Genomic DNA, 25,169 nt, shown 5'->3' with positions numbered 1-25,169 from the left:
TGAAATGGCAAAGAGCAGTCAGCACTGAGAGGCAAACCACTCATGAATAGCAGTATCATAATGGCTCGACACACCGAAAGCTCTTTCTGCAAGCATGCGGCGGTCTTCAATATCGGTGACAGCTCCTTTCCTATTGAGCATCTCCAAAAGTACAGGATACTCAGCCTTACTCGGGATAATAACGACATCCTTGAAGTTCTTAGCTCCGGCGCGGATCAGCGAAATGCCACCAATATCAATCTTTTCTATGATATCCTGTTCAGAGGCTCCACTGGCCACAGTCTGTTCAAAGGGATAGAGATCCACAATGACGAGATCAATGGACGGGATGTCATACTCCCGCATTTGCTCGCGATCGCCTTCATTGTCACGGCGCGCAAGTATGCCTCCAAAGATTTTCGGATGAAGGGTTTTCACACGCCCTCCCAAAATAGAAGGATAGGTCGTCACTTCCTCCACTTTCTCGCAGTCGTAGCCTAAGCTCTCTATGAATTTCTGTGTACCGCCGGTGCTAAGAAACTTCACACCCTCCTCACTCAATTTCTTAAGGAGATCGTCCAGACCATCCTTATGAAAGACGGAGATCAGCGCAGTCTTGATTTGTCTTGATTCAGCCATTTTAAGATACTTTTTTCTCTCGATGTCTACTAATGTGCAAAGTTAATCTATTTTCCTTGAATCGGTACCGAAAAGAAAAAGAAAATAATTTTGTAAACGTTAAATTGTCACAAGTCAAGGCTTTTTTTTCCTTACATTAACTTTTTTGCTTATATTTGCAACCGAAAATTACACGATGACATATGAGGAACCTTTTGTCCTTTATTATATTTCTCTTATCCAACCTGCCTTTTGTTCAGGTGAGTGCGCAGAGACATATTATGCTTTATGATCCCGAGCTCAACCAGCCTGTTCGGGGGTTTAGGATATGGACCGGACGGCTGCCATCAGATACAACCAACGTCTTCGGCAAAGCGGCGATACCAGAGAAATTCGATACCTTACTGCTTTCTAAGCCTGGATATATCGCCCTACGTATCCCATCCAACCTCGTCAAAGACACTATCCCCGTTATCAAGGACTACAACAGCATCGGGGAAGTGGTGGTTTACGCCAACCGAAAGAGCGATTTTCAGGAAGCTGTACGTAAATGGACAAAGGAAGACCGTGTTGAGATTGCGCTTCAACACCCCATCACCAGCATCAATTTCAATCTGTCCGAGCTGCTTAGTGCCAAGCGTAGACGGGATAAACACAACGCTAAACGGATGGCCAAGCTCTTCGACCGCATGGACAAGACCGATGATGACCCCATTATCCACTCTTATCGAAGGGCTTTTCAAATAGATTCGAAGCATTAATATAACCATAATATAACAATATCAATATCAAACACAACAGCATGAAAAACACCATTCTGGTGATAGTAGCTCTGCTTATCTCGCAAAACATCGCGGCTCAAATGATGCCGCGTAAGGTCTGTGGTACAGCAATGATGATAGAAAGAGAGAACGCAAAAAACGGCTTATCCACAAGAGCCATCGCCAAGACTCCCAAGTACGTAAAGCATACCGGAGACGTAACGATTCCCGTGATCCTTGTCAACTTCTCTGATGTCAAATTCACCATCAATAGACCCAAGGTCGCTTTTGAACAGATGTTCAATGGCACCACGCAGCAGGACCTCGGCAATGGAAATAAACGCAACCATGGATCAGTGGCACAATACTTCAAGGATATGAGCGGAAACACTTTCCGGCCCACATTTAAGGTCTACGGACCGGTGACCGTTGATCATCCCGAAACTTATTATGGTGGCAAAAACAACGACGACAACAACGACGAGAACCCACGACAGCTTGTGAAGGATGCGCTGGCGCTGATCAAGGACTCCGTTTCTGCTGAAGACATCAGTGCGTTCAGCCCCGACGGGAGTACCATCGAGAGTGTCTATATCCTGTATGCGGGCCTTGACCAAAATGATAATGGACCAGCAACAGCAGTATGGGCCAATACATTCTCTACAGGTGACGCCACTTTAGCAGGCAAAAAGGTAAGATGGTACACTATGTCAGGAGAGCTTTCTCCTTATAGGATGACAACCAATGGCAAGATCGACTATAAAGGGTCTCTGGGTGGGACTATTCCCATTGTCACCGGTCTGGGCGTCGCATGTCATGAGTTCTGCCATTCTCTTGGATTGCCGGACATATACTCTCTAAATAAGGAAGCCCAGCAAACTAACAATCAAAGTATGGAATTCTGGGATCTCATGGACGGAGGAGAATATGCAGGCTATGGATTCTATCCTACGGCCTTAACTGCTTTCGAAAAAGACCAGTTAGGCTGGCCTGTCACCATCAAAGAGCTCTCCAGCAATGCTTCAATCACCATGGACACGTCGACAGAGAAAGGCGGAACAGCCTATAAGATAGTCAACCCCAACAACCATCTCGAGTATTTAATGTTAGAATGTATTCAACAAAGGGGATGGAACGGGCGTCAATATGGCAACGGGCTTTTGGTTTACCATGTCAATCTTCCAAGTGAAGAATTGTCGCTGAAAACCCGTCTTAACGACTATGCCGGATTCCCAGGAATGGCAGTGGTACCGGCTGATGGTGCCTGTCTGTCTTCCTACATCACAGAAAACAAAGGTTCTTACTCTCCAAGCCTCAAAGGAGACCTCTTCCCGGGTACCGGTAACATGAACCCCGATACACTCAATGTCTCCGAGCTTAGCGACGCTAATTCCAAACCAAACTTCTGCTGGTATGATATCAATAGAACACAAAAGCTCAAGACCAACAAAGCACTGAGAAACATCCGCTATGTCACCACCACTGGTGTCATTACCTTCGACTATATAAACGATGTGGCGAGCGGTATTCAGTCCCTTTGGAAGGTCAGGGGCAACGATGGCAAGGTCTATTCTCTCGACGGGCATTACCTTGGCAATGACCTGAAGTCCCTACCCCACGGCATCTACATTAAGAACGGACAGAAGATTGCTAAGTAAGAATTGGATAGCTTTCAGCATACAAGGTGAGCCTCACCTTCCCCTTCACAGGGAAAGTGAGGCTCATCCTTATTCACAATCTTTCTAACCTTTTCTAACCTATCTCGATTCTTCTGGCATTCTTGTTAGCCTCTTCCTTCTTTACCTTAGGAAGGACGATACTCAAGATGCCATCTTCCACCTTAGCGGAAATATGGTCTTTGTCCACATCCTCAGGAAGAGTATATTCTTGCTGATAATTGCTGTAAGAGAATTCACGGCGCAGATAGTGCTCTTTCTGCTCTGTCTTTCCACTCTCCTCGTGATGCTCAAGCTTGTTCTCAATAGCGAGCTCCAAATCGCCTTCCTTGTTAAGATCAATACGGACGAAGTCCTTCTTGATGCCAGGAACAGCAACCTCCATCGTATATTTATCAGCATCCTCCTTCACGTTCACCGCAGGGGCTGTAGTGTTTACACGACGCATGTTGGTGTAGAAATTGTCACTGAAATCGTTGTCAAACCAATCGTTCAATACTGGGAATAACATAGTCATACCTCCTATTATTTTATTTGTTTTGTTTATTATCGTTTTTACTCTGAAATTCTAATGAACTTCATCCACCCTATTGCAACCTTTGTGCCGATATAGCATTCGTGTCACAATGGCAACCAAATACGTCAATATGTCATTATTGCTTCTTATGTCCAGAACTTCTTCTCACCTGTGAACACCATCTCGCCTCCACACTTAGGGCACGTGTGATGATCCCAGACCACGATACGGTTGCTACCACAACGGAGACACAGCCGTCCGGCAAGACCGTTGAACGACGGAGCATTGTTACCGATGATGCCACCCACGACGAGCGGCTCAACCGTATGGCAATCCGGACAACTCACGCTCACGATATGCTGGCGCAAGAAGCCCGTACCTTCATAGTCGTAACACTCATAGCCGCACTTCCGGCAGCGATAGGTCTTTCTTTGAGCCATATTACTCAATTACTTACGCTTTCAACGCATCGATGACTTGTGTCGCCACATCATTGGCCCAACCCGCATCGAGTCCGACTTCGAGTCTGATGTATTTACGGTCGGGGTTATGCGTAGTAAAGACCAACTGATATTGCCCGACGGTGTAAGGTGTGGCGGTGTTGACAGTCGACACATCCGCGATGTCATCCATGCTCAGTGGCTCTCCGGCAGCGACCAGTATCCTCTGGCGTTTAAATACGAGAATACAGCCAACGGCCTCATTGGCCCGAGTGGCATCCACTACGATACAGTCGTCTGGCTCACCATATTTGGCAACAGCATCATCCAGCGACAGCAAATGTCCAGTAGACACAATGTCCTTATTCTTACACTTCCGGTAAAGAAACAAGGGAATCAGGAGGAGAAGCGCCAATAGCGCATAACCATTAAAGTTTATGGCAACCAGCCAGATAGCAATGATCGCGACAAAGATAAGGATGTATTTTTTCATGTGATTGATATATTGATTGTTAGAAGCTGACTGTTGGCAAGCCTTTCTGCCATCATGTTCAGCATTTGGCATTGCGTAGGCCTTGCGCATCACGGTCTTCTCGCTTGGCGAGATGGCCGCGGAGACGAATACGCCGTAACGACTCTTGCGCTTTCCTTGCCTAACCTTCATCTGCTCATCAAGGATGCAGGCGGGAAGAAAATGATCTGGATATGCAGCGGGAGCGGTAATCATGACCATTACACCGCCGCTTCATGTTGTGGCGGGTAGCATAGTAAAAGGAAGAATGTTCTTCAGACATGGAAGAGAAGAGTTAAGATGAAGGACAAGCAGCGGCTCCGAGGGCAGAGCCACACAAAACACCGGCAAGCAGGCGCAAGAGCTAACACAGGTAAGCAAGTGCGGAAGCAGCCTCATCTGGGCTGAGCAGGCGGCGGATGTGGTTCCGTGCGCTGCCGCCCTCGACAGTGCAGGAGTCCCTGCCAGCGTATAGCCTCTATTGCATCACCGGCTTGTAGATGGCATTCCACCACGAAGCATCACCCTTGAGGTACCGCTGGAACCACGCCATGATGGTGTTGTGCCACTTGATGCGCTTGCCGTAGTCAGTGATATGATGGTCCTGACCGTCTACGACCACGAATGCCGTGGGGCGGCCAAGAAGCTTCAACGCCGTGAACATCTGGATGCTCTCACCGATGGGCACATTGTGGTCGGCATTGCCGTGGAGAAAGAGCAGTGGTGTGTGAATCTTCTCCACATTGAAGAGCGGGCTCTGATCGACGAAGAGATCCTTGCGCGTCCACGGATAGCTGCCCGCCATGGACACCTCGCTATAGCTGTAGCCCCAATAACCCTCGCCCCAATAGCTGGTGTGATCGCTGATGCCGGCATGTGAGACAGCAGCGGCAAAGAGGTTGGTTCTGGTCTGGAGATACTGTGTCATGAAGCCGCCATAACTGGCACCGATACAACCCACGTGCAGGCTGTCAGTATAGGCATGCTGCCGGCAGAAAGTCTGTGTGGCTTCGATGATGTCTTCAGCAACACCCTTGCCCGCCGTGTTGACATGGCGAGACGAGAACTCCTGACCAAAGCCAACCGCGCCACTGGGGTTGACCACAAGCACTACATAACCAGCCGCCGCCCAGACATGCTGCGGATAGCGCGTCTCAAAATCACGGCTCGTAGGCGAGCAGCCACCGTAATAGTTGACGATGACGGGATAGTGTTGGGTCTTGTCAAAATGAGGAGGCAGATAGTAACGGCAGGAAATGGAATCGCCACGGCTGTTGACAAACGACCATGGCTCGCAGGCCCCCAGCTCCACACCCTTCAACTTGTCCTTGTTCAAATCCTCAATCAGCACAGACTTCCCCGTCGCAGTATTGAGACTGTAGAGACGGTCGCTGTTGCTCGCGCCCTCGCCATACCACAGCATCTGTCTGGCATCCTTAGCGATGGCAAACGTCGACACCATGTCTTCCGGCTCGGGCACCTGTGTGATCGTGCCCGTATGCAGGTCACAATAGTAGAGGTGGCAGTAGTCGCGGTCAAGCGCTGTAAACCAAATACGCCCGTCCGACTTTGCCCATGTGAACATGTCGACGCCGGGATTGAACTGTTTGGTAATGGGATTGACCCTGCCCGAAGCAATGTCATAGATATAAAGCTGATAGTCGTACATGCTGGGGATGCGGCCTGCGGGCACATTCTTCCCCACACCACCAAGACATTCGGGCGACCCCATGATGACGAGATGACGGCCGTCAGGAGAGAAACGTGCGGACGAGACAAAGCCGTCATCTTTGACCAGACACTCCGCTTTCAGCGTCCTCAAGTCCATACGCCAGATGGAAAAAAGCGTGGTGGGACGGGCGGTGAGGCGACTGCGAGAGGTCATGAAAAGTAAATAATGGCTGTCGGCACTCACGTCGAGCAGCGATACGCCGTGGAAGCCAAATGTCAGCGGCTGCACCACACCCGTCAACAGGTCATAGCGCAGCAGCGATGAGCGGTCACGCCATCCGGGCTGACGGTCATCGGGTTCCACAATCTGGTAGATATCCTTGTCCTCAGTGGGGCCTTTGTTCACATGGGTCAGAATAAGGCTCTTGCCGTCGGGTGTCATCTGCCAACTGTCACCTTTGGGCATGTTGGAGGCCACCACCGTCTCACTTCCGTCGGAGAGCGACACCCTCACTAACTGGCGGTTGCCGTTGTCAGCCATACGCTCCATGAGCAGATCGTCACTGCCCGGGAAGAAGCACAATGACTCGCTACTCTGGTGCAGCACCTTGCCGGTGGCCATCTCCCGAACCTTCCACGAACTTGTCACCTTACCGCCGTCGCGCGTGTCATACGACCCAATGATACCATAACGTCCATCATCGGAGAGACGCACGCCCCAAAGACGTTTTCCGTTGAGCACATCCTTGAGAGAATACAGCCGTGATGCGCCAGGATCCAGGACAGACAGTGCCTCGTCGTTGTCGGCAGTCAAAGTCACCTGGGGCTTCACCGTAACATTGTTCTCGAGCAACGTGCAGATCTCCACATGATGATGGCCCGGTTCCAGAGCCATATCGCGTCCGCTGCCCTCTTTACCATCTATGAAGATACGACTCGTCTTGAGACCCGACACTGAGAGAGAGGCACGGGTATAAGCTGTTGACTCCATATCGAACGACAGGGATGCCACCGACAGTCCCTTGCTGCCCTGAAGTTTCTGTCCGGCATCGAAAACACGGGCGCCGGTATCCGTCAAGGGCCTGCATAACAGCGAGTCATCACTGAAACGCTGCCCGCTGATATTGATACTGTCGATCATCAGCGGACGCGACAAAGGCACAGGCCCCGTGAGACGAAAACGACTGACTACATGATTGCCTGCGAGAACCGGCAGGCCGAAGATGGTCAAAAGGAAGATTGACGATAAGATCTTTCTCATAATGATTGTTGATACATAAAATCTTTCAAACTTTATGTCATTTAGATAAAAAAGAAATTGCCACACCGCAACTTTTCACATTCAGGCCAATATCAAGCCTGTAAACTCTCTTGATACCACTCGTAGAGCTTACGCACGCCATCCTCGATCTCCACCTTGTGAGTCCAGCCGAGAGAGTGCAGCTTGGTGACATCAATGAGCTTGCGGGGCGTACCATTGGGCTTAGTCTTATCCCAGACAATCTCGCCCTCAAAGCCTATGGTCTGCTTCACCAGTTCGGCCAAAGCTTTGATGGTAAGCTCTTTGCCTGTGCCTACATTGATGTGACAGTTGCGAATCTCACCTAATGCGGGGATGGCTCCACCACGGCCCTCAGAGTTGTTGCGGTTCACCTCGCCGTCAGTCTTCGTGCCATAGAACACGGAAGAGTATTTCTCGATGCCGATGATGTCCTTAAAGTCGACATTGAGCAGCACGTGTACCGAGGCGTCAGCCATGTCCTCTGACCATAGGAACTCGCGCAGGGGGCTGCCGTCACCCCACAGCGTCACTCGGTTGTTGTCGATGCCATAGAAGTCAAGGGCCTTGAGAATACGCTCCCTGCACTCGCTGCCGTCCACGTTCTTCTCACCGATAAGCGCAGCGAGCTTCGACGGCGGATTGATGGGGCGCTTGTTCATATCCACGCAGATGGCGTCCCAGTCGCCGTCGTGGATGAGTTTGGCCAGGTAGATCTTACGCATCATGGCAGGCATGACGTGTGAATTCTCCAAATGGAAGTTGTCGTTAGGTCCATAGAGATTGGTCGGCATCACGGCGATATAGTTCGTGCCGTACTGCAAATTGTAGCTCTCGCACATCTTCAGTCCTGCAATCTTGGCGATGGCATACTCCTCATTGGTATACTCTAAGGGCGAGGTAAGCAGCGCGTCCTCCTTCATGGGCTGCGGCGCATCTTTCGGATAGATGCACGTCGAACCGAGGAAGAGCAACTTCTTCACATGGTGCTTGTAAGCCTGCTCAATGACATTGCACTGCATTTTCATGTTCTGCATGATGAAGTCGGCGCGGTAAAGCGAGTTGGCCATGATGCCACCCACGAAGGCAGCAGCCAATACCACGGCGTCCGGATACTCCTCATCAAAGAACTTCTTTACGGCGAGCTGGTCAGTCAGGTCCAGCTCCTTATGCGTGCGCCCTACTAAATTGTCATACCCCCTCATCTTGAGGTTGTTCCAGATGGCAGAGCCCACAAGTCCATGATGCCCCGCCACAAAGATTTTACTGTTTTTATCTAAAACCATAATCAATTATTAACGTCTCAACAATGACTCTGTAGAAACACCCGTCCGGGAATGGTTGGCTGGAATTTATTTACCGGACCGTTGTTGATGTCACCTGTATTGGCGATTCGATAGCTTTTATGGACGAAGGAGGCAAGGTGCTCGCCGGGGGAAGACTGCTTGAAGACATTGGACAAGTCTCTTAGGATCTTCTCCACTTGCCTGTTGTGAACGTAGACATGGCTCCAGTCGGTATCCGAATCTCCAACGTGCACATCTTATGGGCGAAGCTTTTAGAGATCCGGCCCTTTCCCACTTCTCTTACACAGAGAAGATAATTTCCCTTTGTTGAATCCACTATTCACTTGCAAAGATACATATTAGAAGGCTTTCCACCAAAACATAATGAGAGAATTATAATCTGAAGAGATTTTTTGTTGTGTAAATGTCGCATAGCTATTTCATGGTGCAGGTTTATCGTGGATGATCTCAACAAAATACGGGTGCCCAAAAAGATGGCAGCATGATAATAAATCTGTGCTCTTTCATCCGCATTTTTATTAATGTGTATGATCAGTTCATGCTTTGAGCACCGGCTATTATCTCAGAAGCTTTCTCACGATTACTGCTGAAAGTGAAGACATCGTATATTTCATTGGCATATCCGAGGTCTACAAGACGGGGTGCCATCACGTGTAATGCACGCAACTTGTCGTCATCAAAGCTGAAGAGTATCAGGAGCCTGGCCGCCTGACGGCACGTGAACCAACAACCCAAGCAAGCCATCTGTAACAAATCGCATTTATTGTCAGTGAAGCTGGCTTTTTTCACCTTGCCATACAACAATGAGAAATCTCCTTCGCTTAGCTCATAAGGCTGCGGATAATTGCCATACGACCCTTGGTAGCCCGGAAGCATGAGCTGAGGCGTGGTCATGACAGGACGTCCATTCTGATCATAATCAAATAAATATTCATGATAAGATGTCACAGAATTGTCCTTACCAAAGTTCACGTAAATCAACTTGTTTTCACTCACTCCGATCAGAGGTACTTTCTTGTATGTCCATACTTCACCAGACTCATTAAAACTCATGGCATCCGGTTTTCCAAGAATGCTGGTGACTTGATCTTTTGTCATTCCCCGCTGTACAAATCCTCCTTTGGCAGATGCGGAAAAGGAAAAGACAAACACCATCACGGCACACAGCAACATCCTCTCTCTAAAAGAAACTGATCTTTTCATATATTTTCGTATTTCTGTTTTTTGCAAAGATAAAAGGCTCACGGGCTACTCCAGTCTGTCCCCGCCGTCACGGAATGCCTGCGGAGACATACCCTCCAGACGCTTGAAGAACTTGCAGAAGGCACTCGACGACACGAAGCCTAAGTCCGACGCCAACTGCTTCACCGGCTGTGTGCCGCACCGCAGCGCCACCTTGGACCTGAGCAGCAACACGCGGTCTATCCATTCCTTAGGGGTCTGACCGGTGAGCTGTACTACCTGTGTGCCCAGATAAGACGGCGTAGTGCACAGCTCCGAGGCATAGAAAGCCAACTGATGCTCGTGCTGCACGTTGTCTTCGACCAATGTCAGGAAGCGTCGCATCAGCCCGTTCCCATCGCGTGCGGGCAGGCTGTCCCGCTGCCCGGCATGCCGGTTGTAGCACTGTTCCACAAACTTCATCAGAGATGCCATGAACGGTGCCGTCGCCCCGTCACTGTCTGCCGCCTCAATCACCCTGACCAGCATGTACAAATAGCGGTTTATCATCTCCCGCTCGTCGTTCTGCAAATGGATGCAGAAGCAGCGGCTTGGATCGGAGAAGAGCAGCGGCACATGCCCGTGGAAGATGCTGTACAAATAGTCCTCACGCATGGCCAGACCATTATAAACTGACACCGTATCAAGCACGTACGGTGACATTACCGCCCCCCAATTGATATACATCAGATCGCCTTTCTGACAATGGTAGGGCACTCCGTCCACCACCAGTTCAGTGGCCCCCGCGGTCACCACACCCCACCGCATGCAGTCTACCCGCACGTGGCCCGCATCCTTAAACGACGAACGCAGAAAACGCGACATGCCAAGCCCCACGGCATAGGAGTCACGCACAAGAGTCTTCACATGGCCGGACCCGCCGTCGAGAACCAGATCCCCGAAAACACTAAAAGGCACCACTGCTATCTTTTCATTCACAGTACTTTTCATGCTTCTGAGTTTTTCGGAAACAAAAGTAAGGAAAAAGAAATACAACGCCATACGTTTCACCGTATTTTTTGCAAAATGGAAATTATTTCAAAGAAATATGAAACTGACTATTCCCTGCGTCTTTATAACTTTGCACCCAAAAACAGCGTGCTGGTGCAAAAGACAGCCGTAATACCCTGCAACGCCCCAACTCAGCCCGCACCTGCCATGCACACTTGCAGACACAAGTAGCACAACAGCGGCGTTGCGATAAATATCAAGATTAACCACAACAAAGCAATAATATAATGAAGAAGAGCATTCTACTCACACTTCTGTGCATCCTTATCGCACAGACTACACGAGCCAAGCTCACTGTCAGCAAGGCCGGTGACGGTACCGTCACCCTGACCCTCAAGGCGGCGGGCGACCTCGATGCCGAGTTCACGGGAAGCTATGGCACTGCTAAAGCTTCCGACTACCTGACCAACTCCGGTGCACTTACAGCAGCAAAAATAAAGGTAGTCACCGCTTCCGGAGTAAAGATGACCCAGCAAGACCTATACAGGCTTTACGGTGAAGACTACGGCAGAAACCAGCATTTCTCATTGACTGAACTGGATTTATCTAATGCCACTCTCAACTCAGACAACAATCTGGATGGGCTGGCATGGATCACTTCCATGAAGAAAGTGACCTATCCGGCTTCGACCACCTACATCCCCACCACGTTTTCCAGTAGCAGTAAGTGCCAGATAGAGGAGGTGGTGATTCCGGATAGTGCCGGCATCAGCCTCACCATGGACCAACAGGCGTTCCACACAACGTCACTGAAGAAGATAACGATCGGTGCACGCAACAACATCAGCATCAAAGACCTCTGCTTTCAGGGTGACACCAACCTGACTACCGTCGATTTCCGTTATGGCTCAACCAACATCGTCATCGGCAATCAAGCCTTCGACGGCTGCAAAGCTTTGGCCAGCATTGTGCTGCCCGAAGGTGTCACAGAGATTGGCAACGGGGCTTTCCTCAACTCCGGCGTTACCTCCATCCGCCTGCCCAACTCACTGAAATATATCCGCCAAAAGGCATTTGCCGGCTGCTCGGAACTCAAGAGCATCACCATCCCGGAAGGAGTGGAACAGATAGAGACTACTGCGTTTGAGAACAACTATAACCTGAGCGATGTCTATGTGCTCGGAACGGCAACAAAATGCGCCGAGGGTGCCTTTACCGACAATAACACATATAGGTACACCGTATCCTCTTACACAGACGGGCAGACAGGAGTAACCAAGAACATCTACAAGCCGGAGGACAAAAACATGAAAGTGGTCACACAGCTGCACTTCAAGAAGGCCGCCTACGACAATTACGCCAACGAATACACAAAGGTGATCGGTACAGACCGCTATAACTCGTCGGAATACAGCAGTCACCGCGAGCTCAACCACTGGGTATTTGACGACAAAGGCAACAAGCTGCCCGTCAGGCACTCCAGCTATTTCGAGGGGACACAGGGCGACTATGCCGGCTGGAAAAACTTCATGATGGCAGACTCAACGCTTGACAACCAGATCCATACCGACGAGACCCGCATACGCGACAAGTGGTACACCATGTGCCTGCCCTTTGACATGACTGAGGAGCAGCTGAAGAGTGCCTACGGTGCCACCGTAGAGGTGGTGGAGTTCAGTGGCGTGACCTCAGAGAAGAAGGACAATGAGAAGTACATCACCCTGCATTTCAACACTCCTGTAACAGAGACCAAGGCTCATCATCCCTACATGATCCATCCTGCCATACACGCCGGAAACAAAACGGGTATCAAAAACACCATCGTGGGCATTGAGAAGAAGCCGGAGAACGATACGAATCTGCAGAGCCAGAAAGTCACTCAGACCTGTGACGGCATTACCTATACCTTCATAGGCAACTATGCTAAGGACAAGAGGCTCCAGCAATACAGCTACTACTATTACTCCGGCGATGACGAAACTGAATGGTCCAACGCTTTCTACAAGTGGACAGACGCTACAGGCGGCACATGGACACCCTACTTCGCCTGTGTGCTGACCTCTGCCGACGACGGCGCACGCGCCAAGGCCGGGACCCAATACTTCACCGAAGCCATTGACCATACAACCACCGCCATAGCTGTCCCGTCCACAGCCGGCAACACCATGCACGCCACCAACGGTAAGGTCTTCAGCATCAACGGACAGCTGGTGCGCACCGGCAGCACCTCACTCGAAGGGCTGCCCAAGGGTATCTATATCGTGAACGGGAAGAAACAAATGGTGAGATAAACACAACGGCTCCTGCACCCCATGCAGGGACCATACATCAACAAGAAGAATAGAATTTATGAAACAGACCAATAGAAGGATGGAGACAGCAGGCTCCATGACCCATGCTGCAGCATGCGCACCACACAAGATATACATATACATCAAACCGGAGATAGACGTGATGCACATGAATTCAGTACCCATAATCTGTGCGGCCTCAAAGGCCTCGTATGACATTGGAAGCTCCACTTCCCCGAACCATCAGTCAGGTGGCATCCAGTCAGGCGGTCCCGGTGTAGCCGGCGGCAAACGATGGCAGCCGGTGGGTAGTGACATTTGGGAGGAAGATTCCATCTAATTAATAACTTGACAACCCTCAAGCTTATAAGTAAGATCCCCTTAAAAGCAAGGAAAAGACCATTTCTTTACTCGAAAACGAGTCTCGAAATGGTCTTTTCTTATTGGATTATTCCAAACTGTAAGATTATCAAAACGGTATTTGCATTTTGACACATCCTTATTGTTTTACAGGGGCAAAGGCAGCGGACAGGCGGGTCAAAGCTATCGGATGGTACCGCCGATCTCATCAAACAACCGGCAATGGGGCTCATGATCATTGATGATACCGACAGCCTGCAGGAACGAGTAGACGAGGATGGACCCTAAGAACTTGAACCCACGCTTCTTCAAGTCCTTGGCGATCTCGTCAGACAGTTCACTCCTGGTCAGCCTTTCCCCTTCGAGATGGCAACGGTAGATGATGGTCTGCCCATTGGTAAAGTGCCAGAGGTAACGGTCGAAGGAACCATATTCCTTCTGAATCTGGATGAAACAGCGGGCATTGCCGGTCATCGCCTCTATCTTTCTACGGGATCTGATCATGCCTGGATAAGCAATGATGCGATCATAATCTGCTTCACCGAATGTTGCCACTTTCTGCTCATCAAAGTCAGCGAAGCAAGCATGAAAGATGTCCCGTTTCTTGATCATCAGGCTCCAGCTCAGTCCTGCCGACATCGCTTCAAGCATCAGATACTCATAGAGCAGCCTGTCGTCATGGCAAGGCCTACCCCATTCTTCGTCATGGTATTTCTCTATCGGCCCACCATCCTGACACCAGGAACACTTTGCTTTATCCATGTTAAGAGTCGTTTATCTTATAATGTGTATGTCTGATACGGATGAGCCTTTGGATATTGCACTCCATCCGAAAAGGCTGTCTAATTGCAATGACCACGCCCTGGTCAGGGTATGACCAAGGCGTGGTCATACCCTGACCAGGGCGTGGTCACACTACCAGTCAACCGCATCCTCGTAATGGTCAAACAGCAGATTGGTGGTATAGCCGTATTTTTGGAATAACCGGATCATCCATTCCTGCTGCTCCGGAGTCAGTCTTCTCTCGCCACGATTGTAGCGGCTGTAAGTGCCATTACCGCCGAGATAGTCTTTTATCTGCTGCCGGAGCGTTGCGGCATGTCGTTGAAGAACACTGTGAAAGAGGGTGTCAAAGCCCCAGGCCGACTTGATAACACGGTATTCCTTATGCCACTTGCAACCATCAGCGCTTTTCAATACCGACGGATAAACAGCATATCCCATATTGTCGTCATCGCGGACATGCTGACCGGCAAGATAGTGAATACAGTTGTCTTTTAACTTACACCCGTCCACAAAGCAGAGGATGTAAGAGGAGGGATAGTTGGAAAGTTCGTTTTCTGTCATAATCATTCATTCTTTAACTCAATCTTATGCAAAGATACTAAACCTTCCCGATAAAAGTGAAATCATCAGGGCAAAAGAGAGGATTTTATTGATGTTGAAGATCTTTGTCTCTCATCCGCCTCGGCAGTTTGCCCAGTATGAGTTCACAAGACTTCTTCATGAATACAGCACATCCCTTTGCTTATGTTCCCCGTAGTGTATGGTTGGATGATAGGATGTTACAAATGACATCATTTGCATTCATTTTTTCGTTAAACGTATATAAAAAAACTACTTTTACCTTGGAAGTCTTACGGGAATTTTCTAACTTTGCGATTAATAAAAAAACAAATCAGACTTCAAAAAACATAAAAGAAGAACCACGATATGACAAAGATTAAGACTATCGGTATACTTACGTCAGGAGGCGACGCACCAGGCATGAATGCCGCCATCAGGGCAGTGACCCGTGCCGGCATCTGCAACGGCTTCAACATCAAGGGCATCTACCGTGGCTATGACGGCCTGATAGAAGACGATATTAAACCATTCACTACTGAAAACGTATCGGGGATTATCATGCAGGGTGGCACCATCCTGAAAACCGCACGCTCAAAGGCCTTCATGACACAGGAAGGCCGCGACAAGGCTTATGAGAATCTGAAGAAAGAACAAATCGACGCTCTTGTCGTCATTGGAGGAAACGGCTCGCTCACCGGCGCCCGACAGTTTGCTCAAGACTACGATCTCTGCTGCATTGGTCTTCCGGGGACTATTGACAACGACCTCTACGGCACCGATACCACCATCGGCTACGACACCACCCTCAACACTATTGTCGATTGCGTAGACCGCATCCGCGACACGGCACAGAGCCACGAGCGCATTTTCTTTGTCGAAGTCATGGGCCGCGATGCCGGCTTCCTGGCACAGAACTCGGCCATTGCCAGCGGCGCAGAGGCAGCCATTATTCCTGAGGACTCCACCGATGTCGACCAGCTCGCCAAGTTCATGGAGCGCGGTATCCGCAAGTCGAAAAAGAGCTGCATTGTCATCGTTTCGGAAAGTCCCAAGTGCGGTGCCATGTATTACGCCGATCGTGTGAGGAAAGAGTTTCCGGAGTACGATGTGCGCGTTTCCATTCTCGGCTATGTGCAGCGCGGCGGACGTCCTACAGCACACGACCGTATCCTGGCCAGCCGCACCGGCGTAGGCGCCGTGGAAGCCATCCTCCAGGGCCAGCGCAACATCATGGTGGGCATTCATAACAATGAGGTGGTCTACGTACCGCTGTCTGAGGCTATCCGCTCAGACAAGCCCTTCGACCGTAAACTCATCGAGGTGCTCGACGAACTCAGCATCTGATCTACAGGCTCTCGTGCAGTCATAGCTGCCTACACATTATTATATAGAATACTATAACAACAAAAGATATTATATGTCACAGATTAAAGGGCACATCTCCCAGATTATCGGTCCTGTCATCGATGTCTATTTCGACACCCAGGGACAGGATCCCGAGAAGGTGTTGCCACAGATTTACGAGGCCATGAAGGTGACACGCCCCGACGGCAAAGAAGTTGTCATTGAGGTAGAGCAGCACATTGGCGAAGACACTGTGCGCTGCATCGCCATGGACTCAACCGACGGTCTGGAGCGTGGCCTCGAGGCCGTGCCCACAGGCGCACCCATCCAGATGCCTTCAGGCGACCAGATCCGGGGCCGTATAATGAACGTGATAGGACAGCCTATCGACGGTATGGAGCCTCTCGACATGAAGGGCAGCTATCCTATTCACCGCCCCGCGCCGAAGTTTGAGAACCTCTCTACCCATAAGGAGATGCTGCCTACCGGCATCAAGGTGATCGACCTGCTGGAGCCTTACATGAAAGGCGGTAAAATTGGACTCTTCGGCGGTGCCGGTGTAGGTAAGACCGTGCTCATCATGGAGCTCATGAACAATATCGCTAAAGGCCGTGCCGGATACTCCGTTTTCGCAGGTGTCGGCGAGCGTACACGTGAAGGCAATGATCTGATCCGCGACATGCTCGACTCCGGTGTTATCCGATATGGAGAGAAATTCCGCAAGGCCATGGACGAGGGCAAGTGGGATCTTTCCCTCGTAGACCCCGAGGAGCTCGGTAAGTCACAGTCGACTCTTGTCTATGGACAGATGAATGAACCGCCAGGGGCACGTGCACGCGTGGCACTGTCCGGACTGACCATCGCAGAGGAATTCCGCGACCACGGTGGCAAGGACGGCGGCCCTGCAGACATCATGTTCTTCATCGACAACATTTTCCGCTTCACGCAAGCCGGCTCTGAGGTGTCGGCATTGCTTGGCCGTATGCCCTCGGCAGTGGGCTATCAGCCTACGCTGGCCTCAGAGATGGGTGCCATGCAGGAGCGCATCACCTCAACGAAGGAAGGCTCCATCACCTCTGTGCAGGCTGTTTACGTGCCGGCAGATGACCTTACTGACCCTGCGCCGGCAACAACATTCTCTCACCTCGACGCTACCACGGTGCTCGACCGAAAGATTACACAGCTCGGTATCTACCCTGCTGTCGACCCGTTGGCTTCCACTTCACGTATCCTTGACCCGCTCATCGTGGGCAAAGAGCACTATGACTGTGCCCAGCGCGTGAAAGAGACGCTTCAGCACTATCAAGAGTTGCAGGATATCATCGCCATTCTCGGTATGGACGAGCTCTCTGATGAAGACAAGCTCGTGGTGAACCGCGCACGCCGTGTGCAGCGCTTCCTCTCACAACCCTTTACGGTGGCCGAACAGTTCACAGGTGTCAAGGGCGTGATGGTGAGTATCGAAGACACTGTCAAAGGCTTCAACGCTATCCTCAACGGTGAGGTGGACGACCTGCCTGAACAGGCGTTTATGAATGTCGGCACCATCGACGACGCCATCGCAAAAGGCAAGAAACTCATCGAGGAAGCTAAAGCATAAACAGAAAGCTAAAGCATCTAAGATATGTTGAGGTTAAAGATTATTTCTCCCGAAAAGGTGATCTTTGACGGCGAGGTAGAGAGTCTCAAGGTGCCGGGAACACAAGGCAGCTTTGAAATTCTCGACAACCACGCCCCTATTATCTCTTCACTTGATAAGGGAGAAGTGGAATATAAGGGCAAACAAGGAGTTGGCAAACTCACCATACTGGGTGGTTTCGTGGAAGTCAAGAAAAACGAAATCAGCCTCTGCATAGAGCTATAGTCCCTCCAAGACTCAAGTCAAGACCCTCAAAGCCTATGCCATCGCCATTGACCATCCTCTTTTTCACGGCAATGTTCACATTGTTGGGAGTGGGATGGATGAAAGGGTATGACCTCGTGAAAAGGAAGGCCCCCGACAGATTGGTGACTTTTTATATGGTATATGCCGCTTTCAGGATGGTGGCTATCCTGCTTGCCGTCGGCGTGTATGCATTGTTCATCTCGCAAAGCTTGGCAGAGTCAAAGGCCGTCGCCATGATGGTTTTAGCCATGTATGCCGCAATGATGGCCTTGACATTGAAAAAGAAACATTAACGCTCTTAAAAGTAATGAGATATATCAATCATGTTATCTGCTTCGTGATGGCGCTTTTCCTCGCCATACCGGCAACCGCCTCGCAGGAAAAAAGCGGGAAGCTAAACACGTCGCAGATTGTAGTAGGGCACATCAAGGACTCTTACGACTGGCACATCACAGACATTGGCACAAGGCACATTGTGATCAATCTCCCCGTCATCGTAAAGAGCACTACAGGCTGGCACGTATTCAGCACGGCAAAGTTTGAGGAAGAGCCCGATGCCCAAGGCTATCGCAAAGGTCCCTTCAATCTTGCCATCGCCACGACGGGTCCGCAGGCCGGCAAGATTGTGGAGCTACGGGGCGGCGATATCGTCATGCCGCTGGACATCAGCATCACCAAGACGGTGATGGTGCTCTTCATCGACTCCATCATCCTGTTGCTTTGTATCCTGCTTCCCGCAAGATGGTACAGAAAACACAAAGCCAGTGACGCGGCTCCCGGTGGATTCACCGGATTTATGGAAATGCTTATCTCATGGGTGGAAGATAATGTCGTGAAAGCCGGTGTAGGGGAAGGCTATGAGAAATACTCTCCTTATCTGCTCACGTGCTTCTTCTTTATCTTCACATGTAACCTTATGGGACTGATCCCATTCCCACCAGGCGGCGGAAACCTGACTGGCAATATAGCTTGCACGTTCTTTTTAGCTCTCTGCACGTTCATTGTCACTCAGTTCAGCGGTACAAAATACTACTGGAAAGATATCTTCTGGCCAGAAGTGCCATTGGCATTGAAAGCTTTTCCACTGATCCCACTGATTGAATTCGTTGGCATCTTCACTAAGCCCTTTGCTCTGATGATCCGACTTTTCGCCAACATGATGGCTGGACACGCCATCGCTCTGTCGCTGACTTGTATCATCTTCGTCGTTGCGTCGATGGGCGTGGGCATCGCTGTGGGAATGTCTTCTCTCAGCATCCTGATGAGCATCTTTATGATGTGCCTCGAACTGCTGGTCTGCTTCATCCAGTCAATGGTATTCACCATGCTGAGCGCAACCTTTATTGGGCTGGCCCGCTCAAAAGGCGAATAAGCCAAAAACAGACTGAAAGACAACTCGGTAATATAATACAGAATAGATAATAATTTAAAATATTAAAACATTACAACTATGATTTCAGCATTGTTATTACAGGCCGCAGCAGCAGGTCTTGGTAAGTTAGGCGTTGGTTTAGGTGTTGGTCTTGCAGCCATCGGCGCAGGTATCGGTATCGGCCGCATTGGTGGTCAGGCCATGGATGCAATGGCTCGCCAGCCGGAGGTCATCAACAAGATCTTCACAAACATGATTGTCGCCGCCGCTCTGATTGAGGGTGTCGCATTGTTTGCTGTGGTCGTTGCTTTCCTCTGCATCTAATCATCATAGAACAAACAACTGCGTATGGATTTATTGATGCCAAGCACAGGCTTACTCTTTTGGTTGACCATTGTCTTCCTCATTGTGCTGGCCATCTTGTGGAAATGGGGCTTTCCCGTCATCACGAAAATGGTGAAGGAGCGCAAAAACTACATTGATGACAGTCTGAGAAAGGCACACGAAGCCAACGAGAAGCTTGCCAACATACAAAAAGAAGGAGAATCCATTCTGCAGGAAGCACGCGAGAAAGAGGCAGCAGTCTTGAAAGAGGCCTCTGCCACACGTGATGCCATCGTCGCCAAAGCTGAAGACCAGGCAAAGAGTAGAGGAGCGCAGCTCATCAATGATGCCAAGGTCGAAATTGAACAAGAGAAACAGCAAGCCATCAGAGAAATTCGCGCACAAGTTGCCGAACTCTCTGTCAAGATCGCTGAAAGAATTGTCAAGCAGCAACTATCGACTGATGACAAGCAGATGGAATTGATCAACAAGATGCTTGATGATGTTGTCGTCTCAGAGAAGACAGCAAAGTAAAACCGATTGCCTATGGATACAGGTGTTATTGCCGTCAGGTATGCCAAAGCATTCTTGGAGAGTGCCATTCAGCTTAAAAAGGAGGATGCTGTCTACGAAGAGATGCAGACACTTGCGGAAAACTATCTACAAGTGCCACGGCTCCGGTTCACAATAGACAATCCTACGCTTGCGGCTGACAAGAAAATGGCTTTACTCAAGACAGCCTGCGGTGGGGACATCAACGATCTGACAATCAGATTTCTGGAGCTTGTGCTGAAAGAAGGGCGGGAAGCAGAAATGCAATTCATGGCAACAGCCTATCTTACGCTCTACCGTAAGCACAAAAACATCATCCGTGGGAAACTCACGACAGCAGTCCCTGTCTCAGCTGAGACAGAAGCAAAGATGAAACAGATGGTAGAAAGCAGGACGCACGGAAACGTGGAGTTCAACACGGAAGTGGACCCTGACATCATCGGAGGCTTTATCCTTGAATATGACACCTACTGTCTTGACGCAAGCGTGAGGACGAAACTAAAAGGCATACTCCAGCAACTGACTGTATAAAGAAGTTGATATTGAGAATAAAACAAGTAAGAAACATTGATTTATTATATATAAATGAGTGATAAATTAAAACCAAGCGAGGTGTCGGAAGTACTGATGAGGCAGCTTCAAGGCGTCAACTCGGAAGAACAGTTCGACGAAGTGGGAACCGTTCTCACCGTGGGAGACGGTGTTGCCCACGTCTATGGACTGCGCAATGCCGAAGCCAGCGAGCTGCTCGAATTTGAGAACGGCACCATGGCCATCGTCATGAACCTGGAGGAAGACAATGTAGGTTGTATCCTGCTTGGACCCTCTTCAGGTATTGAGGAAGGTATGAAAGTGAAACGCACGCATCGAATCGCTTCCATCAAAGTCAACGACAACTTCCTCGGGCGCGTCGTCAACACGCTCGGTCAGCCTATCGACGGAAAAGGAGATATCGACCTGACCAATGCATACGAAATGCCGCTTGACCGCAAGGCACCCGGTGTCATATACCGCCAACCCGTAAAGCAGCCACTGCAGACGGGTCTGAAAGCTATTGACTCCATGATTCCTATCGGTCGCGGACAGCGTGAGCTGATTATCGGTGACCGCCAGACAGGCAAGACGGCTATTGCTATCGATACCATCATCAACCAGAAAGATAACTATGAGGCAGGCAAGCCTGTATATTGCATTTATGTCGCCATCGGCCAGAAAGCAAGTACAGTAGCAGCCCTTGTGCAGATCCTGAAAGAGCACGGGGCTCTGCCTTACACCATTATCGTCAGTGCCACCGCCGCCGATCCCGCAGCCATGCAATACTATGCACCGTTTGCCGGCGCCGCCATCGGAGAGTATTTCCGTGACCGTGGTTTCGATGCCCTCGTAGTCTACGACGACCTGTCCAAACAAGCCGTAGCTTACCGTGAGGTCTCACTGATTCTGCGTCGCCCGTCAGGACGCGAGGCATATCCAGGTGATGTGTTCTACCTCCACTCCCGCCTTTTGGAGCGTGCCGCCAAGATCAACGAACAGCAGGAAGTTGCAGAGCAAATGAACGACCTGCCCGAATCGATGAAAGGCCATGTCAAAGGTGGCGGTTCACTGACCGCTCTGCCTATCATTGAGACGCAGGCCGGAGACGTATCGGCATACATCCCTACCAACGTCATCTCCATTACTGACGGACAGATTTATCTTGAAACCGATCTCTTCAACCAAGGCTTCCGCCCCGCCATCAACGTGGGTATCTCCGTGAGCCGTGTGGGTGGATCGGCACAGATCAAGAGCATGAAGAAAGTTGCCGGCACACTGAAGATTGACATGGCACAGTATCGTGAGCTCGAAAGCTTTTCCAAGTTCTCAAGCGATATGGATGCCGTCACCGCCATGACCATCGACCGCGGCCGTAAGAACAACCAGTTGCTCATCCAGCCACAGTACAGTCCGATGCCCGTTGGAGAGCAGGTCGCCATCCTTTATTGTGGCGTGCACGGCCTGATGCATGACGTACCCGTAGACAAGGTACGCAGCGTACAAGACCAGTTCCTTGAACAAATGCGTACACAGCATCAAGACGTCATCGACACGCTCGCTGAGGGGAAAATTGACGACACTTGCACGAAGACCATTGAGGAAGTCATGGCGAACGTCGCTGGACAATTTAAATAAGTCAGTAGTTAGAAGTTAGTAGTTAGAAGTAAAGAAGCAGAATATAGGGACATCCTCCCAACTTCCAACTTCTAACTTCAAGCTAAAAAACGAAAGATATGCCTTCATTAAAAGAGATAAAGACCCACATAGCATCTGTTCAGAGCACGAGAAAAATAACGAGTGCGATGAAAATGGTGGCATCGTCGAAACTGCATCATGCACAGACTGCTATACAGAATATGCTCCCTTATGAGAACCTGCTGGAGCACATTCTTAAATCGTTTCTGGTCTCCATGCCGGATGCCGCTGAGGACGACCTCACTGCAGAGCGCAAGGACATCAAGAGTGTGGCAATTGTCGCATACTCGTCAAACAGCTCTCTGTGCGGCGGTTACAATAACAATGTCATCCGTATGATGCTTCAAGCGATTGAGGGGTATAAGGCTCAAGGCATCAGCAACATCACCATCTATCCAATAGGAAGAAAGGTGGCAGAGAAAGTCAAGAAATTAGGTTTTGAGTCTGCAGGAGACTTCACCGAATTGGCCGACAAGCCAAATGCGGCAGAGTGCAGGGAAATCGCAGAAGAGATCATTGCAAAATACAATCATCATGAGTTTGATAAAGTGGAGATGATCTACCATCACTTCAAGAGTGCTGGCTCGCAGGTTCTTACCCGTCAGAATTTCCTTCCGCTTGATCTTTCCACCGAGAACATTGGAGCCTACAACGACCGCGACCTTTCATCCAACCTCGCCACAGCCAAGGCTCAGGAGTATCTTCGCAAGAAAGGCAGAGACACAGGAAGAAAAGCAACGGATGCCGTGCCTCTCAACGACGACTTCATCGTTGAGCCCGACATCAAGTCCGTACTCTCCCAACTGGTGCCCAAAGCCCTTAACCTCATGGTTTATACTGCGCTTCTTGACAGTAATGCTTCAGAACACGCAGCCCGTATGGTTGCCATGCAGGCTGCTACAGACAATGCGGACGAACTGTTGAGGGAACTCAATCTGCAGTATAATAAGAGTCGTCAGGCGGCTATTACGAGTGAGTTGCTCGACATTGTAGGTGGCAGTGTCAACAATTGACTTACCTGATTCAAATATCTGCCGATAAGAAGGTATCGCCTTTACACTGTAATCGCATTGCCTTTACACTGTAATCGCATCGCCTTTACGGCGTAACTAATCAACGAAAATGAAGAAAAGTAGAAGTTGGCGTAAACTAACTGATAATGAGTGAGAAATGGAACGATTTGCATAGAGGTGCTCTTTTCAAAAAGGGTAGGAATATGCAGATTTAGGCAAAAGTTCAGTTACCAAAGCATTACCTGATTTTGGGATAGGTAACGATGGAGTAATGTCCGGTAACCGAATTATTTTCGCTCGTGTGGCTGTTGCTGTGGTCGGCAGTTTTCTGCATAAGTGAGGAACGCTTTAATTCGGGTAACTTTGCCCATAAAAATTAAAGCGTATGAAACAAGAGAAAATGAAGGTGTTGCTCTACCTCAAAAAGAGCGGTCTTGACAAGTCGGGCAAGGCTCCGATTATGGGACGTATCACACTTGGAAGGAATGTTGCCCAGTTCAGTTGTAAACTCTCCTGCAATCCAGAGTTGTGGAATCCCCGTGAGAGTAGAGTGGACGGCAAGAGTCGTGAGGCAGTAGAGATAAACGGCAGGTTGGAGAGTTTGCCTGTTGTCTGTTCAGTCGGCTTATTCAAGCCTTACTTTCCAAAGGTTGCCCATTTGACGCAACCGATGTAAAGGAACTGTTTCAAGGCAGCGTACAGACACGATGTATGCTTATCGAACGATTGGACATCCTCATCAGGGAGAAGAAAGAACATATTGGAATTGACATTAAGAGAGAAACAATTTCCAATTACTATACTACCCGTAATAATCTTAGGACATTTATCGAAGACAAGTACAAGGTGGAAGATTTGTCTTTCTCGCAACTTACAGAAAATTTCATTTATGATTTCAGGGACTACTACTTGAACAAATTAGGGTTTCAGGAAAGTAGTTTCTATGCAGTTGCATCCCAAATAAAGACCGTATGCAGGTTGGCATACCGTGAAGGATTGGCTGACACCTTATTATTTGCTAATGTAAAGATAGCAAGAGGTGATAAGAAACTCCCAAAGGCACTTGACAGACGTTCACTTGACAAACTAATGAATACCCACTTCGGAGAGTTGGAGGAAGAAATGGAAACAGCAAGGGATTTGTTTGTTTTTGCCTGTCATACAGGTGCAGCCTATTGTGATTTAATGGGATTAAGTAAGACACATCTTGTCCGTGATGATGAGGAAAATCTTTGGATGAAGTTCAATAGGCAGAAGACAGGTGTACTTTGCCGTATTAAGTTGTTGCCCGAAGCGATTAGGATAATAGAGAAGTATCGAAGCGAAGAAAGGGAAACGCTGCTGCCACAGATGAAGTATGCCACCTATCAATCGTATCTTAAAGCATTGCGCCTTAGAGTGGGCATTGCCTTTCCCTTTACCACGCATACGGCAAGGCACACCTTTGCTACGCTCATCACGCTTGAGCAAGGAGTTCCGATTGAAACTGTGAGCAAGATGCTCGGACATAGCAACGTAAGT

The 25,169-nt window shown here is 49.5% G+C and carries 25 protein-coding genes and 1 pseudogene; 15 read left to right on the top strand and 11 right to left on the bottom strand.

Translation table 11 applies throughout. The features are described from left to right. Positions 1 to 18: 18 nt before the first annotated feature. Positions 19 to 618, bottom strand: coding sequence for a phosphoribosylaminoimidazolecarboxamide formyltransferase (locus PREMU_RS00790; RefSeq protein WP_007572352.1), 600 nt, complete (start codon positions 616 to 618; stop codon positions 19 to 21). A 260-nt stretch (positions 619 to 878) separates the two neighbouring features. On the opposite strand from PREMU_RS00790, the gene PREMU_RS00785 reads away from it, so the two are divergent. Then, positions 879 to 1,358 carry a hypothetical protein gene (locus PREMU_RS00785; protein WP_156803925.1) on the top strand — a complete coding sequence of 160 codons (480 nt, stop codon included), beginning with the start codon at positions 879 to 881 and terminating at the stop codon, positions 1,356 to 1,358. Between the two features lie 41 nt (positions 1,359 to 1,399). Continuing rightward, entirely contained in the window at positions 1,400 to 3,016 is a 1,617-nt protein-coding gene (locus tag PREMU_RS00780) for a M6 family metalloprotease domain-containing protein (RefSeq protein ID WP_007572350.1), read from the top strand. Between the two features lie 94 nt (positions 3,017 to 3,110). On the opposite strand, the gene PREMU_RS00775 is transcribed toward PREMU_RS00780, so the two are convergent. From PREMU_RS00775 to PREMU_RS00745, 8 genes are all read right to left on the bottom strand, one after another. Then, complete coding sequence (locus PREMU_RS00775; protein WP_040557922.1) at positions 3,111 to 3,545, bottom strand: Hsp20/alpha crystallin family protein; 435 nt, start codon at positions 3,543 to 3,545, stop codon at positions 3,111 to 3,113. A gap of 152 nt (positions 3,546 to 3,697) precedes the next feature. Continuing rightward, the gene (locus PREMU_RS00770) at positions 3,698 to 3,991 is read right to left on the bottom strand and encodes a hypothetical protein (RefSeq protein WP_007572348.1); all 294 of its coding nucleotides are present in this window, start codon (positions 3,989 to 3,991) and stop codon (positions 3,698 to 3,700) included. Between the two features lie 13 nt (positions 3,992 to 4,004). Then, complete coding sequence (locus tag PREMU_RS00765) at positions 4,005 to 4,655, bottom strand: hypothetical protein (protein WP_156803924.1); 651 nt, start codon at positions 4,653 to 4,655, stop codon at positions 4,005 to 4,007. Positions 4,656 to 4,980: 325 nt separating this feature from the next. Next, positions 4,981 to 7,434 (bottom strand): S9 family peptidase, encoded by a 2,454-nt coding sequence (locus tag PREMU_RS00760; protein WP_007572346.1) that lies wholly within the window; start codon positions 7,432 to 7,434, stop codon positions 4,981 to 4,983. Between the two features lie 92 nt (positions 7,435 to 7,526). Next, on the bottom strand, positions 7,527 to 8,738 hold the full coding sequence (locus tag PREMU_RS00755; RefSeq protein WP_007572345.1) for a GDP-L-fucose synthase family protein: 1,212 nt from the start codon (positions 8,736 to 8,738) through the stop codon (positions 7,527 to 7,529). Between the two features lie 17 nt (positions 8,739 to 8,755). After that, positions 8,756 to 8,992, bottom strand: coding sequence for a hypothetical protein (locus PREMU_RS14805; RefSeq protein ID WP_156803923.1), 237 nt, complete (start codon positions 8,990 to 8,992; stop codon positions 8,756 to 8,758). A gap of 298 nt (positions 8,993 to 9,290) precedes the next feature. After that, positions 9,291 to 9,962 carry a DUF4476 domain-containing protein gene (locus PREMU_RS00750; RefSeq protein WP_007572344.1) on the bottom strand — a complete coding sequence of 224 codons (672 nt, stop codon included), beginning with the start codon at positions 9,960 to 9,962 and terminating at the stop codon, positions 9,291 to 9,293. 45 nt (positions 9,963 to 10,007) lie between these two features. Continuing rightward, positions 10,008 to 10,931 carry a helix-turn-helix domain-containing protein gene (locus PREMU_RS00745; protein ID WP_040558496.1) on the bottom strand — a complete coding sequence of 308 codons (924 nt, stop codon included), beginning with the start codon at positions 10,929 to 10,931 and terminating at the stop codon, positions 10,008 to 10,010. 287 nt (positions 10,932 to 11,218) lie between these two features. Here PREMU_RS00745 and PREMU_RS00740 point away from each other — a divergent pair, with 287 nt between their 5' ends. Beyond that, complete coding sequence (locus PREMU_RS00740) at positions 11,219 to 13,222, top strand: leucine-rich repeat domain-containing protein (RefSeq protein WP_007572340.1); 2,004 nt, start codon at positions 11,219 to 11,221, stop codon at positions 13,220 to 13,222. 58 nt (positions 13,223 to 13,280) lie between these two features. After that, a complete protein-coding gene (locus tag PREMU_RS00735) occupies positions 13,281 to 13,562 on the top strand; it encodes a hypothetical protein (protein WP_007572338.1) in 282 nt (93 codons plus the stop codon). 203 nt (positions 13,563 to 13,765) lie between these two features. Here PREMU_RS00735 and PREMU_RS00730 read toward each other — a convergent pair whose 3' ends face one another. Together PREMU_RS00730 and PREMU_RS00725 are read right to left on the bottom strand one after the other, a co-directional pair. After that, positions 13,766 to 14,344 (bottom strand): DNA-3-methyladenine glycosylase I, encoded by a 579-nt coding sequence (locus PREMU_RS00730; protein ID WP_007572336.1) that lies wholly within the window; start codon positions 14,342 to 14,344, stop codon positions 13,766 to 13,768. A gap of 153 nt (positions 14,345 to 14,497) precedes the next feature. Next, positions 14,498 to 14,929: a DUF6078 family protein gene (locus PREMU_RS00725; RefSeq protein WP_007572334.1), complete on the bottom strand. Its 432-nt coding sequence runs from the start codon at positions 14,927 to 14,929 to the stop codon at positions 14,498 to 14,500. A gap of 366 nt (positions 14,930 to 15,295) precedes the next feature. Between PREMU_RS00725 and pfkA the strand changes: the two genes are divergently transcribed. From pfkA to PREMU_RS00665, 11 genes and pseudogenes are all read left to right on the top strand, one after another. Beyond that, positions 15,296 to 16,273, top strand: coding sequence for a 6-phosphofructokinase (gene pfkA / locus PREMU_RS00715; RefSeq protein ID WP_007572332.1), 978 nt, complete (start codon positions 15,296 to 15,298; stop codon positions 16,271 to 16,273). 73 nt (positions 16,274 to 16,346) lie between these two features. Next, entirely contained in the window at positions 16,347 to 17,873 is a 1,527-nt protein-coding gene (atpD, locus tag PREMU_RS00710) for a F0F1 ATP synthase subunit beta (protein WP_007572324.1), read from the top strand. A 24-nt stretch (positions 17,874 to 17,897) separates the two neighbouring features. Beyond that, a complete protein-coding gene (atpC, locus tag PREMU_RS00705) occupies positions 17,898 to 18,137 on the top strand; it encodes an ATP synthase F1 subunit epsilon (protein ID WP_007572322.1) in 240 nt (79 codons plus the stop codon). A gap of 35 nt (positions 18,138 to 18,172) precedes the next feature. Continuing rightward, positions 18,173 to 18,451, top strand: a complete 279-nt coding sequence (locus PREMU_RS00700) for a hypothetical protein (RefSeq protein ID WP_007572321.1) — start codon at positions 18,173 to 18,175, stop codon at positions 18,449 to 18,451. A gap of 14 nt (positions 18,452 to 18,465) precedes the next feature. Further along, positions 18,466 to 19,530 (top strand): F0F1 ATP synthase subunit A, encoded by a 1,065-nt coding sequence (atpB, locus tag PREMU_RS00695; RefSeq protein WP_007572320.1) that lies wholly within the window; start codon positions 18,466 to 18,468, stop codon positions 19,528 to 19,530. Positions 19,531 to 19,608: 78 nt separating this feature from the next. Continuing rightward, complete coding sequence (atpE, locus tag PREMU_RS00690) at positions 19,609 to 19,854, top strand: ATP synthase F0 subunit C (RefSeq protein WP_007572319.1); 246 nt, start codon at positions 19,609 to 19,611, stop codon at positions 19,852 to 19,854. Positions 19,855 to 19,878: 24 nt separating this feature from the next. Next, positions 19,879 to 20,388, top strand: a complete 510-nt coding sequence (gene atpF, locus PREMU_RS00685; protein ID WP_007572318.1) for a F0F1 ATP synthase subunit B — start codon at positions 19,879 to 19,881, stop codon at positions 20,386 to 20,388. 12 nt (positions 20,389 to 20,400) lie between these two features. Further along, positions 20,401 to 20,937, top strand: a complete 537-nt coding sequence (locus PREMU_RS00680; protein ID WP_007572317.1) for a F0F1 ATP synthase subunit delta — start codon at positions 20,401 to 20,403, stop codon at positions 20,935 to 20,937. A 54-nt stretch (positions 20,938 to 20,991) separates the two neighbouring features. Further along, positions 20,992 to 22,575: a F0F1 ATP synthase subunit alpha gene (gene atpA / locus PREMU_RS00675; protein ID WP_007572316.1), complete on the top strand. Its 1,584-nt coding sequence runs from the start codon at positions 20,992 to 20,994 to the stop codon at positions 22,573 to 22,575. A 98-nt stretch (positions 22,576 to 22,673) separates the two neighbouring features. Then, complete coding sequence (locus tag PREMU_RS00670; RefSeq protein ID WP_007572315.1) at positions 22,674 to 23,648, top strand: F0F1 ATP synthase subunit gamma; 975 nt, start codon at positions 22,674 to 22,676, stop codon at positions 23,646 to 23,648. 385 nt (positions 23,649 to 24,033) lie between these two features. Continuing rightward, positions 24,034 to 25,169 (top strand): annotated as a pseudogene (locus PREMU_RS00665) (site-specific integrase); the annotation flags it as partial.

This window comes from Hallella multisaccharivorax DSM 17128 (genome assembly GCF_000218235.1).
Lineage (GTDB): Bacteria > Bacteroidota > Bacteroidia > Bacteroidales > Bacteroidaceae > Prevotella > Prevotella multisaccharivorax.
The sequence above is the reverse complement of the archived record's forward strand: the minus strand, read 5'-3'. Positions and strand labels throughout refer to the sequence as shown.

What these genes read in the sequence shown, in the direction of transcription:
- PREMU_RS00730 (WP_007572336.1), bottom strand. Translation starts at nt 14,344, where the DNA reads ATGGATAAAGCAAAGTGTTCCTGGTGTCAGGATGGTGGGCCGATAGAG.
- PREMU_RS00790 (WP_007572352.1), bottom strand. Translation starts at nt 618, where the DNA reads ATGGCTGAATCAAGACAAATCAAGACTGCGCTGATCTCCGTCTTTCAT.
- atpB (WP_007572320.1), top strand. Translation starts at nt 18,466, where the DNA reads ATGAGATATATCAATCATGTTATCTGCTTCGTGATGGCGCTTTTCCTC.
- PREMU_RS00725 (WP_007572334.1), bottom strand. Translation starts at nt 14,929, where the DNA reads ATGACAGAAAACGAACTTTCCAACTATCCCTCCTCTTACATCCTCTGC.
- PREMU_RS00755 (WP_007572345.1), bottom strand. Translation starts at nt 8,738, where the DNA reads ATGGTTTTAGATAAAAACAGTAAAATCTTTGTGGCGGGGCATCATGGA.
- pfkA (WP_007572332.1), top strand. Translation starts at nt 15,296, where the DNA reads ATGACAAAGATTAAGACTATCGGTATACTTACGTCAGGAGGCGACGCA.
- atpF (WP_007572318.1), top strand. Translation starts at nt 19,879, where the DNA reads ATGGATTTATTGATGCCAAGCACAGGCTTACTCTTTTGGTTGACCATT.
- PREMU_RS00770 (WP_007572348.1), bottom strand. Translation starts at nt 3,991, where the DNA reads ATGGCTCAAAGAAAGACCTATCGCTGCCGGAAGTGCGGCTATGAGTGT.
- PREMU_RS00760 (WP_007572346.1), bottom strand. Translation starts at nt 7,434, where the DNA reads ATGAGAAAGATCTTATCGTCAATCTTCCTTTTGACCATCTTCGGCCTG.
- PREMU_RS00670 (WP_007572315.1), top strand. Translation starts at nt 22,674, where the DNA reads ATGCCTTCATTAAAAGAGATAAAGACCCACATAGCATCTGTTCAGAGC.
- PREMU_RS00775 (WP_040557922.1), bottom strand. Translation starts at nt 3,545, where the DNA reads ATGTTATTCCCAGTATTGAACGATTGGTTTGACAACGATTTCAGTGAC.
- PREMU_RS00780 (WP_007572350.1), top strand. Translation starts at nt 1,400, where the DNA reads ATGAAAAACACCATTCTGGTGATAGTAGCTCTGCTTATCTCGCAAAAC.
- atpE (WP_007572319.1), top strand. Translation starts at nt 19,609, where the DNA reads ATGATTTCAGCATTGTTATTACAGGCCGCAGCAGCAGGTCTTGGTAAG.
- atpD (WP_007572324.1), top strand. Translation starts at nt 16,347, where the DNA reads ATGTCACAGATTAAAGGGCACATCTCCCAGATTATCGGTCCTGTCATC.
- PREMU_RS00740 (WP_007572340.1), top strand. Translation starts at nt 11,219, where the DNA reads ATGAAGAAGAGCATTCTACTCACACTTCTGTGCATCCTTATCGCACAG.
- atpC (WP_007572322.1), top strand. Translation starts at nt 17,898, where the DNA reads ATGTTGAGGTTAAAGATTATTTCTCCCGAAAAGGTGATCTTTGACGGC.
- PREMU_RS00785 (WP_156803925.1), top strand. Translation starts at nt 879, where the DNA reads ATGCTTTATGATCCCGAGCTCAACCAGCCTGTTCGGGGGTTTAGGATA.
- PREMU_RS00745 (WP_040558496.1), bottom strand. Translation starts at nt 10,931, where the DNA reads ATGAAAAGTACTGTGAATGAAAAGATAGCAGTGGTGCCTTTTAGTGTT.
- PREMU_RS00765 (WP_156803924.1), bottom strand. Translation starts at nt 4,655, where the DNA reads ATGAAGGTTAGGCAAGGAAAGCGCAAGAGTCGTTACGGCGTATTCGTC.
- atpA (WP_007572316.1), top strand. Translation starts at nt 20,992, where the DNA reads ATGAGTGATAAATTAAAACCAAGCGAGGTGTCGGAAGTACTGATGAGG.
- PREMU_RS00700 (WP_007572321.1), top strand. Translation starts at nt 18,173, where the DNA reads ATGCCATCGCCATTGACCATCCTCTTTTTCACGGCAATGTTCACATTG.
- PREMU_RS00680 (WP_007572317.1), top strand. Translation starts at nt 20,401, where the DNA reads ATGGATACAGGTGTTATTGCCGTCAGGTATGCCAAAGCATTCTTGGAG.
- PREMU_RS00735 (WP_007572338.1), top strand. Translation starts at nt 13,281, where the DNA reads ATGAAACAGACCAATAGAAGGATGGAGACAGCAGGCTCCATGACCCAT.
- PREMU_RS00750 (WP_007572344.1), bottom strand. Translation starts at nt 9,962, where the DNA reads ATGAAAAGATCAGTTTCTTTTAGAGAGAGGATGTTGCTGTGTGCCGTG.